This window comes from Siminovitchia fortis, from assembly GCF_003605365.2.
In the GTDB taxonomy this organism is placed as follows: Bacteria; Bacillota; Bacilli; order Bacillales; family Bacillaceae_C; genus Siminovitchia; species Siminovitchia fortis.
Map to the genome: position 1 here is coordinate 13984 of NZ_QYTU02000002.1, position 12593 is coordinate 26576.

The 12593-nt window shown below is 45.2% G+C and carries 16 protein-coding genes; 5 read left to right on the plus strand and 11 right to left on the minus strand.

What is annotated here, in order from left to right; genetic code table 11:
• Positions 1-47: 47 nt before the first annotated feature.
• Both D4N35_RS01755 and yjfP read right to left on the minus strand, forming a co-directional pair.
• The gene (locus tag D4N35_RS01755; protein ID WP_120069054.1) at positions 48-356 is read right to left on the minus strand and encodes a metal-sulfur cluster assembly factor; all 309 of its coding nucleotides are present in this window, start codon (positions 354-356) and stop codon (positions 48-50) included.
• Positions 357-431: 75 nt separating this feature from the next.
• A complete protein-coding gene (gene yjfP / locus D4N35_RS01760; RefSeq protein ID WP_120069057.1) occupies positions 432-1199 on the minus strand; it encodes an esterase in 768 nt (255 codons plus the stop codon).
• A gap of 193 nt (positions 1200-1392) precedes the next feature.
• Here yjfP and D4N35_RS01765 point away from each other — a divergent pair, with 193 nt between their 5' ends.
• Positions 1393-1545, plus strand: a complete 153-nt coding sequence (locus D4N35_RS01765; RefSeq protein WP_120069060.1) for a competence protein — start codon at positions 1393-1395, stop codon at positions 1543-1545.
• Between the two features lies 1 nt (position 1546).
• Positions 1547-1735, plus strand: a complete 189-nt coding sequence (locus D4N35_RS01770; RefSeq protein WP_120069062.1) for a DUF3813 domain-containing protein — start codon at positions 1547-1549, stop codon at positions 1733-1735.
• Positions 1736-1797: 62 nt separating this feature from the next.
• Here the strand turns inward: D4N35_RS01770 and D4N35_RS01775 are convergent, their stop codons facing one another.
• The gene (locus D4N35_RS01775; RefSeq protein ID WP_120069065.1) at positions 1798-2652 is read right to left on the minus strand and encodes a YitT family protein; all 855 of its coding nucleotides are present in this window, start codon (positions 2650-2652) and stop codon (positions 1798-1800) included.
• Positions 2653-2765: 113 nt separating this feature from the next.
• On the opposite strand from D4N35_RS01775, the gene D4N35_RS01780 reads away from it, so the two are divergent.
• Both D4N35_RS01780 and D4N35_RS01785 read left to right on the plus strand, forming a co-directional pair.
• Complete coding sequence (locus D4N35_RS01780) at positions 2766-3626, plus strand: DegV family protein (protein ID WP_120069068.1); 861 nt, start codon at positions 2766-2768, stop codon at positions 3624-3626.
• A gap of 64 nt (positions 3627-3690) precedes the next feature.
• A complete protein-coding gene (locus D4N35_RS01785; RefSeq protein ID WP_120069071.1) occupies positions 3691-3825 on the plus strand; it encodes a DUF3941 domain-containing protein in 135 nt (44 codons plus the stop codon).
• Between the two features lie 212 nt (positions 3826-4037).
• Here the strand turns inward: D4N35_RS01785 and rbsB are convergent, their stop codons facing one another.
• The 7 genes from rbsB to D4N35_RS01820 form a co-directional block, all read right to left on the minus strand.
• Positions 4038-4976, minus strand: coding sequence for a ribose ABC transporter substrate-binding protein RbsB (rbsB, locus tag D4N35_RS01790; RefSeq protein ID WP_235870258.1), 939 nt, complete (start codon positions 4974-4976; stop codon positions 4038-4040).
• A 20-nt stretch (positions 4977-4996) separates the two neighbouring features.
• Positions 4997-5935: an ABC transporter permease subunit gene (locus D4N35_RS01795; protein ID WP_120069074.1), complete on the minus strand. Its 939-nt coding sequence runs from the start codon at positions 5933-5935 to the stop codon at positions 4997-4999.
• Positions 5932-7434, minus strand: a complete 1503-nt coding sequence (locus tag D4N35_RS01800; RefSeq protein ID WP_120069077.1) for a sugar ABC transporter ATP-binding protein — start codon at positions 7432-7434, stop codon at positions 5932-5934. The genes D4N35_RS01795 and D4N35_RS01800 overlap by 4 nt, the downstream gene beginning before the upstream one ends.
• Position 7435: 1 nt before the next feature.
• On the minus strand, positions 7436-7831 hold the full coding sequence (gene rbsD / locus D4N35_RS01805; RefSeq protein WP_120069080.1) for a D-ribose pyranase: 396 nt from the start codon (positions 7829-7831) through the stop codon (positions 7436-7438).
• A gap of 4 nt (positions 7832-7835) precedes the next feature.
• The gene (gene rbsK / locus D4N35_RS01810) at positions 7836-8732 is read right to left on the minus strand and encodes a ribokinase (RefSeq protein ID WP_120069083.1); all 897 of its coding nucleotides are present in this window, start codon (positions 8730-8732) and stop codon (positions 7836-7838) included.
• A 13-nt stretch (positions 8733-8745) separates the two neighbouring features.
• Positions 8746-9729, minus strand: a complete 984-nt coding sequence (locus D4N35_RS01815; protein WP_120069086.1) for a LacI family DNA-binding transcriptional regulator — start codon at positions 9727-9729, stop codon at positions 8746-8748.
• 437 nt (positions 9730-10166) lie between these two features.
• Complete coding sequence (locus D4N35_RS01820) at positions 10167-10583, minus strand: hypothetical protein (RefSeq protein ID WP_120069089.1); 417 nt, start codon at positions 10581-10583, stop codon at positions 10167-10169.
• A 684-nt stretch (positions 10584-11267) separates the two neighbouring features.
• On the opposite strand from D4N35_RS01820, the gene D4N35_RS18335 reads away from it, so the two are divergent.
• A complete protein-coding gene (locus D4N35_RS18335) occupies positions 11268-11480 on the plus strand; it encodes a DUF4871 domain-containing protein (protein WP_235870261.1) in 213 nt (70 codons plus the stop codon).
• Positions 11481-12124: 644 nt separating this feature from the next.
• Here D4N35_RS18335 and D4N35_RS18010 read toward each other — a convergent pair.
• Positions 12125-12553, minus strand: coding sequence for a hypothetical protein (locus D4N35_RS18010; protein WP_164876260.1), 429 nt, complete (start codon positions 12551-12553; stop codon positions 12125-12127).
• Positions 12554-12593 lie beyond the last annotated feature (40 nt).

Below are 12593 nucleotides of genomic sequence, written 5' to 3' on the forward strand. Positions count from 1 at the left end.
TGCTCCAGTTTGTACGTCGCTAAACGGGCGCTTCCGCCTTTCTTATATCAAGTAACGCCAAGCGCAATTTTCGCATAACGCGACATCTTATCTTTTGTCCAGGGAGGAGTCCAGACAATATCCACTTCCGTCTGTTTGACTTCCGGTATATCCGCCAATGCCGCTGTCACCTGGTCTACAATAACAGGCGCAAGCGGGCACCCCATTGATGTGAGGGTCATCGTTATTTTTGCCGTGCCGCTTTCATCCAAGTCAACATCATAAACGAGTCCAAGATTCACGATATCGATGCCCAGTTCAGGGTCGATCACCTGTTCAAGGGCGCCGTAAATATTCTCTTTCAATGCTTCGTCCATGTTCCCCGCTCCTTTCAAATGGTTTCTATCCTTATCATACCAAATCCATTATAAATTCAAACAGAAATGTTTTCTTTACAATAAAAATTCGCTGAACCAGTCAACTGTTTTTAAAAAAGCCTCACGGGTCACCTTATGCTCGGCATTGTTGTCGGCAAGGAAGTATAGGCGTTCCGGACTCTTTTCATAATCAGCTTTAATTTTTTGGTAAAAATCAGATGTTGGCTGAAACGGTACCACCTTATCCTTTTTCCCGTGCCAAATCAGGAGCGGCCTTCCTGCAAGTCCCTCAGGCTGAAGGCTTAAATCATATTTCCGTAATTCAGCATATATACTATCAAGCTCCTTGCTTGAAAAAGGAATGGTCATTTCTGCTTTTTCCAATGACTCAATCTGCGCCCTGGCCAATTTTTCGTAACTCGGGCTTCCCATCAAGGAAACGCCCGCTTTAATCCAATCGTATTGGGCCAGTCCGCCGAACATCGTGATGCCGCCCATGGAGGTGCCGACAACTCCAATCCGGCTGTTGATCAAATCCTTTTGGGATAATTCTTCCTTCATATCGTTCAGTTCGCGGATTGATTGGAGAACTATGTTCCAAAATTCGAAGATCAGTTTTTCTGGATGCCTGCCGTCACTTCGTTCCCCATGTAATTTTGCATCCGGAAGGATGACCCTGAACCCTTTTTCCGCAAGCAGGTAGCCGAAATGAAGATTATGTTCTTTAGCTGAAGTAAAACCATGCAGAAAAAAGACGATCGGCAGTTTTGCATTTTTTCGTCCTTCTTTTACGACATGTAAAACCGGTATATTACTTATGGATTCGTGATGGATTTCAATCAATCGACTCTCTCCTTAGGCTTGACTTGTTGGAATGCCAATTAATGTTATATTTTAACACTCCTTATTTCCTCTTGCCAAAGATGAGGATTGGCTGTCATTAATTCCCCGAAGTTTTTGTCCGCTTTTCGTCCAAAATAAGATATGAACGCGTGATGCGTTCCTTCCTACCATTTCAAAAAGGCGGTGTGTTGTCATGGCTAAAAACAGTAAATCCAGACGCTTTACGAATCAGGGAAAAAACTCTGTTGAACAACATGCACAACGTTTTCCATATCGCTCCACATTGGATGAGGCAGAAAAGGAAAAAATTGAGTTCATGAAAGAATCATCGCTTGGAGGTATTTAAGGTGGGAAAAGACAAACTTTTTCAGGAGGCCAGGCACTTTGTTGAGCAGGCTTTAAATAACACGTCACCTAAAACCGTTGAGATTGCCAAGAATGCCCTTTCTTCAGCATATGCCAACTCAACCTTCGCCCAGCAGAGCCAGTTAAGGGAGCTGCAGGAGCAGCTTGACAGGAGGTCAAATTCTCTTTAGCACTTTAACGCATCGGGGGTCAGACCCTCTTTAGTGCTTTAACGCACCGGGGGCCTGACCCCTTAATCTTTCCGGAAGAAACCGAAAACCGCCGCTGTCTCCACAATATTTGTGAATGCTTCAGGATCGACCTCTTTGATGACATGTTCAAGCTCATACAATTCATACCGGGTTATGACGATGATCATCATGTCTTTTTCTTGGTTGGAAAACGCCCCTTTGGCCGGTACCATCGTAATGCCTCTGACCAATCTCTTATAAATCGCTTCTTTTAGCTCAGCGGCTTTTTTCGTGACAATCATGGCCGTAAGTTTCTGATGGCGCGTATGAATGGCATCGATCACCCTTGTGGACGCGTAGACCGACAGCAATGTGTATAATGCCTTATCCCACCCATATAAAGCGCCCGCTGTCAGTATGATGACGGCATTCAATATAAAGAAGTACGTCCCGACAGATTTATCACTTATTCGGGATAGGACCATCGATATGATGTCCAATCCTCCCGTGGATGCCCCCACTTTCAATGTGATCCCGATTCCAATGGCTGTGATGACTCCGCCAAACACTGCGTAAAGCATGATATCTGCCGTCTGGGCCTTGACAGGAATAATTTCAAGGAAAAAAGAAGTGACAGCAACCGATATAAAACTATAGAACGTAAAGGTTTTTCCGACTTTGTACCACCCAAGCACAGCCACAGGAATGTTGAACAGCAATAATAAAAGTCCCGTTGATACGTTTAGCGGCGTAAATTGGCTGATGACTTTTGATAAGAGCTGTGCAGCACCCGCAAAGCCGCTGGCATAAACATTTGCCGGTATAAGGAAATAATTCATCGCAACGGCAACGAGGATTGCCCCTGCTATGATGACAATTAGTTTTTTAATAACTTCCCATAATGATTGTTTTCTCATTTTTTCACCCTAATTCAGCGTTTTTTTTACGTTGAGGTTTCTTATAAAAGCAGATACACTTATATAAAAGGACAAAGATTGTCAAATTATTTTTTCACGGAAGGTGTATTTTTATGACATTGAAACTTTTTGCCGACAGTGCATGCGACCTGCCGCTGTCTTTCTATGAAGAGAATAACGTTGTGTTGATTACTCTTCAGGTGCATATTGATGACCGGGAATATAAAGATTTACAGAACATCACGCCTGAACAAGTATATGAAGAAATCAGGGCAGGAAAAATGCCCAAAACATCCCAGGCCTCCCCCCAGCAGCTTCATGAACTGTTTACGGACCTTGCGAAAACAGGCGAAAGCGGATTATACATATCCATGTCTTCCGGCCTTTCGGGTACATATCAAACGGCTGTCATGGTGAAAGAACAGGTAAAAGAAGAATTTCCCGATTTGGATTTGACGATTATTGATTCAAAGGCCGTTTCTTTGGGATATGGTTTGACCGTCATGGCTGTTGCGGAAAAAATAAACAATAACGAACCAAAGGAAGACATCATCAAATTCGCACAATCCAATTGTAACCGCATGGAACATCTATTTACAATCGAAGATCTTGAATTTCTTGCAGCAGGCGGACGCTTATCGAGGTCATCTGCATTTTTCGGGGGACTTTTAAATATCAAGCCCCTTCTGCATGTTGAAGAAGGAAAACTGGTCCCCCTTGAAAAAATCCGCGGTAAAAAGAAACTTTTAAAAAGAATGCTTGACCTCATGGAGGAACGCGGTGACGATCTTGAGAATCAATTGATCGGCATCAGCCATGGCGATGATGAAGAAACTGCCTTGCTGATGAAAAAAATGATCGAAGAGCGTTTCGGAACAAAGAATTTTTACATACGTCTGATCGGTGCCATCGTCGCGTCTCATGCGGGCCCGGGAACGCTCGCTGTCTTCTATCTTAAAAAACAGGCCGATTGACAATGAGTAGGGAATCCCTGTCAGGACATACTAACCGCAAACATAAGGAAAGGGAGACTCACTTATGCGATACAATACATCAGACAATGACAAAAAGGCAAGGGATAATCAAGCACGCAGGGAAGTAAAAAACATTCAGCGCGAAGAAGAACGCAAAGCCGGTAAACATCAATACTCCAAGAAAACGGATCATCTTTAATTATCATGCGGATTCATCCCGGCTGTTCGGGTTAAAGACCGTGTATTTCTAAGCATCAAATAATCCCCGCCAGTTTTTTGGTGGGGATTTCGATTTAATTTGGTCCAGCGCTCCTTGCGGGAATGGCAGTGTATGGCAGAATAGAGAAAATTAAATCCCGGTAAAAACCAAAAAGCCGCCGGAAAACAAGCACCGGCGGCCTTACAATTCCCTTATTTTACCAACTCAAGATCAACCGGGATGAATTCATCCACTTTGTCTCCAGCATTTACTTTTAATGCGGTTTCCACGCTTTTTTGCCCGATTTCTTCAGGCTTTTGCGCAACGGTTGCCGCCATTTTCTTGTCTTCGACTGCTTTCACGGCATCGTCGGTAGCGTCAAAACCGACAACGATGACATCCTTGATTCCGGCAGCTTCCAAAGCTTCAATCGCTCCCAAAGCCATTTCGTCATTATGGGCAAAAATGGCCTGGATATCTTTGTTGGCCTGCAGGATGTTTTCCATGACAGAAAGCCCTTTGGAACGGTCGAAATCAGCCGCTTGCTTGGCGACAACTTCAATATCGGAAACTTCGTCAACCGCTTTGTGGAAGCCTTCGCCACGCTCACGTGCGGCGGAAGAACCCGGGATCCCTTCAAGCTCAACGACTTTCCCTTTGTTGCCCAATTGTTCCAAAATGAGCTCGCCGGCCATTTGTCCTCCTGCCACATTGTCGGAAGCGATGTGAGCAACGACTTCGCCGCCTTCAGCACTGCGGTCAACGGTGATGACCGGAATGTTTTCCTTGTTCGCGGATTCAATCGCAGCGGAAACAGCGGAAGAGTCCGCCGGATTGATTAACAGCACGTCAATGCCGCGCTGGATCAAGTCTTCCACGTCGGAAACCTGTTTTGCGGAGTCATTTTGCGCATCAACAACCACAAGCTCTGCTTCCTCGGCATCAGCTGCTTTTTGCGCGCCGTCTTTCAAGGAAACGAAGAACGGGTTGTTCAATGTTGAAATCGACAGTCCAATTTTGACCTTATCGTCTTTTTTGCCATTGGAATCGCCATCCGACGCTTTGTCTGAACCAGGTGCTTTTGTCGAACAGCCGGCAGCAATGATCATGATGATCGACAGAATCAATAAACCTTTGAATGCTTTTTTCACGGTAATTCCCCCTTAGATTTTTAAGCAGATTTTTTGCGGTCAAGCAGCACAGCGAGTAAAATAACTCCCCCTTTCACAACTTGTTGATAAAAGGAGCTGACATTCATTAAGTTCAACCCATTATTTAAAACCCCAATGATGAGGGCTCCTATCAATGTTCCAAAAATCCAGCCGCGTCCGCCGGACAGGCTCGTTCCACCAAGCACAACCGCTGCGATCGCATCGAGTTCATAGGTAACACCCGCGGTCGGCTGTGCCGAATTCAGCCTCGATGCAAGGATGATTCCGCCAAGAGCAGACAGCGTACCAGTTATCGTGTATACCCACAGCTTGACGCGGTCGGCGCGAATCCCCGAGAGAATAGCGGCTTCCTCGTTTCCGCCGATCGCATAAACCCGACGGCCAAAAACCGTCTTTTTCAAAATAAAATACAGGATAAAGTACACAGCCAGCATCCAGATGACTGGCACGGGGATCCAGCCGAGATACCCTTTGCCCAACAGCTCGAACAGCGTGCTGTTGGACAGTCCGGTGATCGGCCGGCCATCGGTATAGACGAGCGTCAGCCCTCGGAAAATCGTCATCGTTGCCAGCGTGGCAATGAACGGAGCGACTTTTCCTTTTGTAATGATCAGGCCGTTCAATGCTCCCATCGCCGCCCCGGCCAAAAGCCCGATTAATATGGCAAGCAGCGGATCCATGCCACCCGCCAAGAGCCCCGCGGTCAACGCGGAAGCGAGAGCCAATATGGAGCCCACCGACAGGTCGATCCCCCCTGTCAAAATGACGAAAGTCATTCCAAAAGCGATCAGGGCGTTTATCGACACCTGCCTGAGGACGTTGAATATATTATTTAAGGTAAAAAAGCTCGGGCTGACAATTGCCAGTATAATGATCAAAAGTACGAGACCAAGTAATGCGCCAAGCTTCTGTAATTGTTTTGAAAACGAGGATTTCATTTTTTATTTCCCCCTGTTGCTGCCTGCATAATTTTTTCTTGGTCCGCCTCGCTCCTATCAAGGATGGCAGCCAATTTTCCTTCATGAATAACCATGACTCGATCACTCATTCCCAGCACTTCCTCGAGCTCAGAAGAAACCATGATGATCGAGACACCTTCCTTGGTCAGCTCATCCATCAGATGGTAGATTTCCTTTTTGGCACCGACATCGACGCCGCGTGTCGGTTCATCCAAAATCAAAATTTCCGGGCGGATTCCGAGCCACTTTCCGATGACGATCTTCTGCTGGTTCCCGCCGCTCAGCGATTTGACAGCCTGGTCCCTCCCGGACGTTTTGACATGCAGCTTGCCAATCATCTCTTCGGCAAAGCGTGCTTCTTCCTTTTCGGAAATTACGCCCCGCTTCGAAATTCGTTTCAGGTTGGCGAGCGTGAAGTTTTCCTGGACCGACATGCCGAGAACAAGACCTTTCGATTTCCGGTCTTCCGTGATAAACCCGATTCCTGCCCGAATCGCATCTGTCGGACTATGGATCATCGTTTCTTTTCCATCAATAAAAAGTTTCCCGTCTGTGACTTTCCGATAGCCAAAAACGGCTTCCATGATTTCTGTGCGCCCCGCACCCATCAATCCGGCGACGCCAAGTATTTCCCCTTTCTTGACAGAAAAGCTGATGCCGCTAAAACTTCCTTTACTCGCTAGATTTTCAACCCGAAGTTTCTCAGCGCCGGCCGAGACTTCGCGATCGGGGAAACGATCGCCAAGCTGGCGGCCGACCATCATTCGAACTATGTCGTCGTAGGATGTTTCGGCAATTCTTTCTACGCCGATAAACCGGCCGTCCCTGAGGACCGAAATTCGGTCGCAGATCCGGAAGATTTCCTCCATGCGGTGGGATATATAGACGATGCCGACTCCCTGTTTTTTCAGCGAGTCAATCACGGCAAACAACGCTTCAATTTCGCGGTCCGTGAGCGCGGCCGTCGGCTCGTCCATGATCAACACCTCCGTGTTGGCGGCTACCGCACGGGCAATTTCAATCATCTGCTGCTGCCCGACCGACAGCTGCCCCGCTTCTGCGGAAGGATCGATGTCAATGCCAAGACGGTTCAGATACTCACGGGTTTTTCGTTTCATTTCTTTATCTTTCGTCACTCCGAACCGGCCTACCGTCAGCTCTTTTCCGAGAAACATATTTTCGGCCACTGTCAAATTCGGGATGATGTTCAGTTCCTGGTGAATGAACGCGATTCCGGTGTCTTCGGCTTCTTTCGGGTTTTTGAAATCGACTTCCTTGCCTTTAATGCTCACCGTGCCGGTGTCCCGTTCATAGACCCCAGTCAGGATTTTCATCAGCGTCGATTTACCCGCTCCGTTTTCACCCATCAAGGCGTGAATTTCACCCGGCAAAATCTCAAAGTCCACATTCTCGAGCACCTTAACGTTTGAAAACGCCTTGCTAATCCCTTTCATTTGAACAATTGGTCTTGCGCTCATATCAGAAAATCACCCCGGCGTGCAAAATAATGTTTGCATAAGGCGTAGCCTCACCCGTTCGAATCACGGCCTTTGCTTTCGCCATTTCTTTTTTGAATTCCTCATGGGACAGGTAGTCGACCGGAATTCCTTTTAAAAGCGCTGCCGCCTCTTCTTCGGCGGGCCGGTTGTGCGTCTTGATCTCTTTGGCCAGCATCGCTTTTTCAACCTGCATGTCATCAAGCAGAACTTCAAGCGTTTCGATAAAGCCGGGCGTACCGATTTTCAGGGAAACGTCAATCCGGATGCAGTGATCGGGGATGGGGAGTCCGCAATCCGCGATCACGATCGTATCCGTATGGCCCAATCTCGACAGCACTTCGGAAATATGGCTGTTTAGTATGCCATGCTTTTTCATCTTCTCACCCTTCCTGCCGTTGTAAAAATTCGGCGACTTCTTCGCTCGTCGGCATGCCGCCCTGCGCACCGAGCTTGGTGACTGAGAGGGCCCCGGCCGCGTTCGCAAACCGGCACGCTTCTTCAAGGTCCGCATTGCCGCTCAGCGAAAAGGCAAGCGCTCCGTTAAACGTATCACCGGCACCGGTCGTATCGACGGCCTCAACAGGATAGCCAGGGATTAGCTTTTCGCCGTTTTGGTAAATGGAAGCTCCAGCGGCTCCTCTTGTCACAATGCACTTTTGCAAAATCTCTTCCCGCTCGGCTTCCGTCCAGTTTCCCGCGGCAAGGAGTTCCGCCTGTTCATGCTCATTTGGCGTCAAGTAGTCGGCGAGAAGCAGCATTTCCTTCGAAAGCACCTGGAATGGAGCGGGATTTAAAATGATTTTCACCCGATGCTTGCGTGCAAGTTCCATCGCTTTTTTTACCCCGTCAACAGGAATTTCAAGCTGGAGAACTATCGCGTCGCTCGCCGCAATGACTTCTTCATGCTTTTGAACGTATTCTGCGGTTACATGTGAATTTGCACCCGGTACCACGATAATCCGGTTGTCGCCTTCTGAAATCGTGATGGCGGCGATCCCTGTTGATACATGTGTAACCGGTTTTACATAGTCGATATTGATACCTTCATCCTGCAAACGCTGTGTCATCAGTCGGCCAAAATCATCGTCTCCGACACAGCCGATAAACGTGGCCTCGGCGCCGAGGCGAGCGGCCGCAACCGCCTGGTTCGCCCCTTTTCCTCCGGGAATCGTATGGAATGCTTTGCCGAGAATCGTCTCACCCGCTTTTGGGGTCCGGTCCGCCAACGTTACCAGATCCATATTGACGCTGCCGATGACGGTTATTTTCCTCTTCATTTCTAGCACCTCGTCAATTTCGTAGTGTGGTCTGGCCTGCAATCAGCTCGACCTCAAATACGTAATGTTTTTTTGCCACATATTTTCCTTCAATAATCCGAAGGAGAAGTTCGGCAGCCGTTCTTCCCAGATCGTAAATGGGTTGTGCCATCGTCGTGATTTCCGGGCTTGTCAGCTGGCCCATCTCAATTCCGTCAAAACCGATCACGGACAGCTCCTCCGGAACCCGGATCCCGAGCTGCCTTGCGGCTTTCATGACACCCATGGCCATGTAGTCGTTTCCGGCAAAAATTCCGTCGATCTCCGGATTCTCCGCCAATAACCGCATTGTTACCTCAGCTGTTTTCCTGACATCAAATTCCCCTGTAACTATGTATTTATGATCAAACCACGGCTCATTGCCCACTTCTTTCAAATAACCTTTGTACCGTTCATCGGAGTTGATGACATTCATCGGGCCGCGGATATGCGCAATCCTCTTGCAACCGGCCGACTTCAGGTGCCTGACCGCCTGCCTCGAACCATCATAGTTGTTCACCGAAACGGAAGGAACATTCTCGCCGATCGGCCTGTCGAGCGCCACAACCGGAACGGCCCTATTTTTGATATGCTTTGGCGTCAGCGTGCTCGTCACGATGATGACGCCATCGACATATTTTTGCTCGACCATCTCCATATAGTTGATCTCTTTCTCGATGTCTTCATCCGAATTGCACAAAAGCAGTGTGTACTCCCTAGTGTTCAGCAAATCCTCCACCCCTCTTGCCACCTCGGGAAAAAACGGGTTTTTGATATCCGGAAGAATCAGGGCAATCGTTTTCGACTGCTTCTTAAAAAGGCTCCGTGCGACGGCATTCGGCTTATAATTCAGACTTTCAATCGCGCTTTCCACTTTCTTTCTTGTATCCTCGCTGACATAGCCTGAATTGTTGATCACCCGCGAAACCGTCGCGACCGAAACCTCCGCCGCCATCGCCACATCTCTGATTGTTGCCACCTGCTCACCCCCGTTCTACAATATGAATCTATGAATCTCTTATGTGTAACCCGTTACATAATAGTGAAATAAGAAACGAATATTTTACGAATACAAGTCCAAATTAGTTAGAATTTACTAATGTACTCTAGTGTGTAACCCTTTACACATGGGTTAAAAAATATGTGGTGTAACCCTTTACACACAATGTAACCACTTCCACATTTCTCTGTCAATCTTTTTTTATAGGAAAAATTTTGATCTTGTAGGATTGACACGGAGCCACCCTGGGCATGATTTCTCAAGCAAGCGGTAGGATAAACAAATTTACCGCGCCCGTACAAGATCCCGCTATTCAAATTAAGTTATCCGATATGTCCTAGGGCATCCAGTATTTGATACTTCTACCAAAATTGCGGTTGATTTGGGCTTAATCGTTGTATATTGCAATTAAAAAATTACATATACTTATTTGTAAGATAAATAACATCTTCTTCAAGATTTTGGAGATTAGAAATAAAATCATGTGCTTTCATTTTAGTTTTTGATAAGATTGGCAAATCTTCTTCCCCATAAGTCCCTGCGTACATATGAAAATAAAAGGCAATACTATACCCTTTCTCCTTCAAAATGCGAAAAAATGATTTTAAAAGAGACATGGATTCCGTGAATTTTCTTTCATTACTCGTTTTTTTAAAAAAGTCACAAGAACACATTCCAGTAGTAATCGTATAAACATATTTATATTTACAACTAAAAATATCAGCAGGTTTGTTATCAAATATTCTTTCAATGAAAATGTCCTTTATTTCAAATTCGTTTTTTATTTCATTCGGTATCTCCCTGTCTAATCCAATAGTAATGAAATAACACATGTAGTTATCTCCTTTCTTTAACTAATGGCCATGCTTTTTGCCCTTCCCAGCCTAAAAGCCTCATATCGGTCATAAGCCGCAAACCGCATTTCATTGAATGCCTTTTACCTCTAGAGGAAGGCTCATTTGTGTGTTATACTCATTGTTAGTGATCTTCGGATTACTCATAAAAAATCGTCCTTTCTGAAATGTTGGTTTGGTCATTTTCATTTTACTAGAAGGGACGATTTTTTTGTAGGCATCTTTCGATATAAATCAAAAACAGGGCTGTCACAGAAAATCAATTTTCACTGACTTTCTGGACAGCCCCTTTCAAAAAATTCGTTTAACAAACTCAGTGTTGGGAGTGAGTTCAATTAGATATATTTTAATTTTTATGATTATGTCTTGTTTAATAGGTTGTGATAATTCAAAAAAGTATGGTTCAGAAGACAATGCTGATAATTCAAAAACGGATATTATAACAAATACTAATGATGAGACAAAGACTTTGCCCTTTGCGATAAATGAAGAAATTATTAAATCTATTGAGTGGGAAGAGAGTCCCACTTTTCAATCCGGAAATTACGAGATGAGGGTTTAAAGAATAAAGTTGGGTTTATTGATTTCCCGTTTGAAAAGAAAAAAACAGGCAAATATATGTGGCATTTTTGGGGAAAGTCACTCCCATAAGGTGAATTATCAATAGTCGCTGTTAAAAAAGGGAAAAATAAAGTATCGCCGGCATTAGTTGTAAATGGAGAAAAGGTTTGGACAACATCCTTCCTAGGAGGCCCAAATAATGGAGCTGATGCTCATTTACCTTCAAATATGCAGTTGGATGAATCAGGGATATGGGCTTTGCTTGTTTATCTAGGTGATAAATATATAGATTATATTGTAGTTAATGTAAACTAGTTCAGATTTTGTTCAGCCTTGTTTTTACTTTAGGTTTATAAGGGAAAATGTATTCAGCAAATTTACTTTCGTAATTTAGGTTGATATGACATTTTCCACGAATAACCCCTGTGCGGATATTTTATTATTAATAAAAGAGCCTTTTATTCCGAATGTCCCCCTTTTTATAAAATAATGATTTATGAACAATCTCGGCAAAAAATCAGGTATTGAGGTTGCTGAGAATTACGAAAACTCCTACACTTCACTTTACCGTCGTAGAAATAGGCATCAAACTTTTTAAAGTTAAAATAACCGCGGTCAAATACATGAAGGGCGTGTTTATCCACAATTAATGCGTCCAATTACGTTTCATCTACAGGCCTCGCGGATGTAAGGATCATTTTATTTGGTTGGGAAATGCCAGCGGAAAAGACAATGGAGGTATTCATCTTTATCCCCCGATTTTGTCTCTCGAAAATCTGCCCATTCATATTGGTTAAGATACATCGAAATGGTTGATGAATCTATTAGATTAAGCTTTCCGAGTAGCTTGGTCTGCTTTATTGGGACCAAGTAATTGGTGCAGTTTCTGAATTAAATAATGCAAGATGACCTGGAAAACCTAGTGCGGTATATCCCCATTTTTACGCGAAAGCTGTGATTTACTTATTCTCTCTATGCCAACCAGTCTTTGGACGGTTTTCTAACTTATTTCGTAAGTTAAAATCGCTTGACTTTTGAATAAAAACCTCCTGCAATGCTAGTGTCTCCCGGCAGGAATATACCTTTTGCATCCGGGCTTTTTTTGTTCCTCTTAATCTTTTATCATACTTTCCACCTGGGACCACTCTTTTCATTGCTTTCGTCCAAGCGTTGTGAGCGGCTCTTCCCTTGACAAATTGACTCCCTTTTCTTGCATTATAAGCAGCTCTAGCAACCTTTACAGCTCTGAAAGTCCCGGCTCCACCCCCTCCAACGGAACCTATCGCTGCACCTGCAAGAGTTGCTCCGGCTAATTTCCAACCTCTAGCCCCTTTTTTCTTAGCCGCTTTATAGGAAGATACTCCCCCAATTAAAGCTCCTCCCGCCATCCAAAACCAATGTCCATCCGGATCCACCATCATTACCGGG

Bases quoted from the DNA above. Each gene is read 5' to 3' on its own strand.
- rbsD (WP_120069080.1), bottom strand. From the start codon at position 7,831: ATGAAAAAGCATGGCATACTAAACAGCCATATTTCCGAAGTGCTGTCG.
- D4N35_RS01775 (WP_120069065.1), bottom strand. From the start codon at position 2,652: ATGAGAAAACAATCATTATGGGAAGTTATTAAAAAACTAATTGTCATC.
- rbsK (WP_120069083.1), bottom strand. From the start codon at position 8,732: ATGAAGAGGAAAATAACCGTCATCGGCAGCGTCAATATGGATCTGGTA.
- D4N35_RS01800 (WP_120069077.1), bottom strand. From the start codon at position 7,434: ATGAGCGCAAGACCAATTGTTCAAATGAAAGGGATTAGCAAGGCGTTT.
- D4N35_RS01785 (WP_120069071.1), top strand. From the start codon at position 3,691: ATGCGATACAATACATCAGACAATGACAAAAAGGCAAGGGATAATCAA.
- D4N35_RS01755 (WP_120069054.1), bottom strand. From the start codon at position 356: ATGGACGAAGCATTGAAAGAGAATATTTACGGCGCCCTTGAACAGGTG.
- D4N35_RS01820 (WP_120069089.1), bottom strand. From the start codon at position 10,583: ATGTGTTATTTCATTACTATTGGATTAGACAGGGAGATACCGAATGAA.
- D4N35_RS18010 (WP_164876260.1), bottom strand. From the start codon at position 12,553: ATGGCGGGAGGAGCTTTAATTGGGGGAGTATCTTCCTATAAAGCGGCT.
- D4N35_RS01795 (WP_120069074.1), bottom strand. From the start codon at position 5,935: ATGAAATCCTCGTTTTCAAAACAATTACAGAAGCTTGGCGCATTACTT.
- D4N35_RS01765 (WP_120069060.1), top strand. From the start codon at position 1,393: ATGGCTAAAAACAGTAAATCCAGACGCTTTACGAATCAGGGAAAAAAC.
- D4N35_RS01780 (WP_120069068.1), top strand. From the start codon at position 2,766: ATGACATTGAAACTTTTTGCCGACAGTGCATGCGACCTGCCGCTGTCT.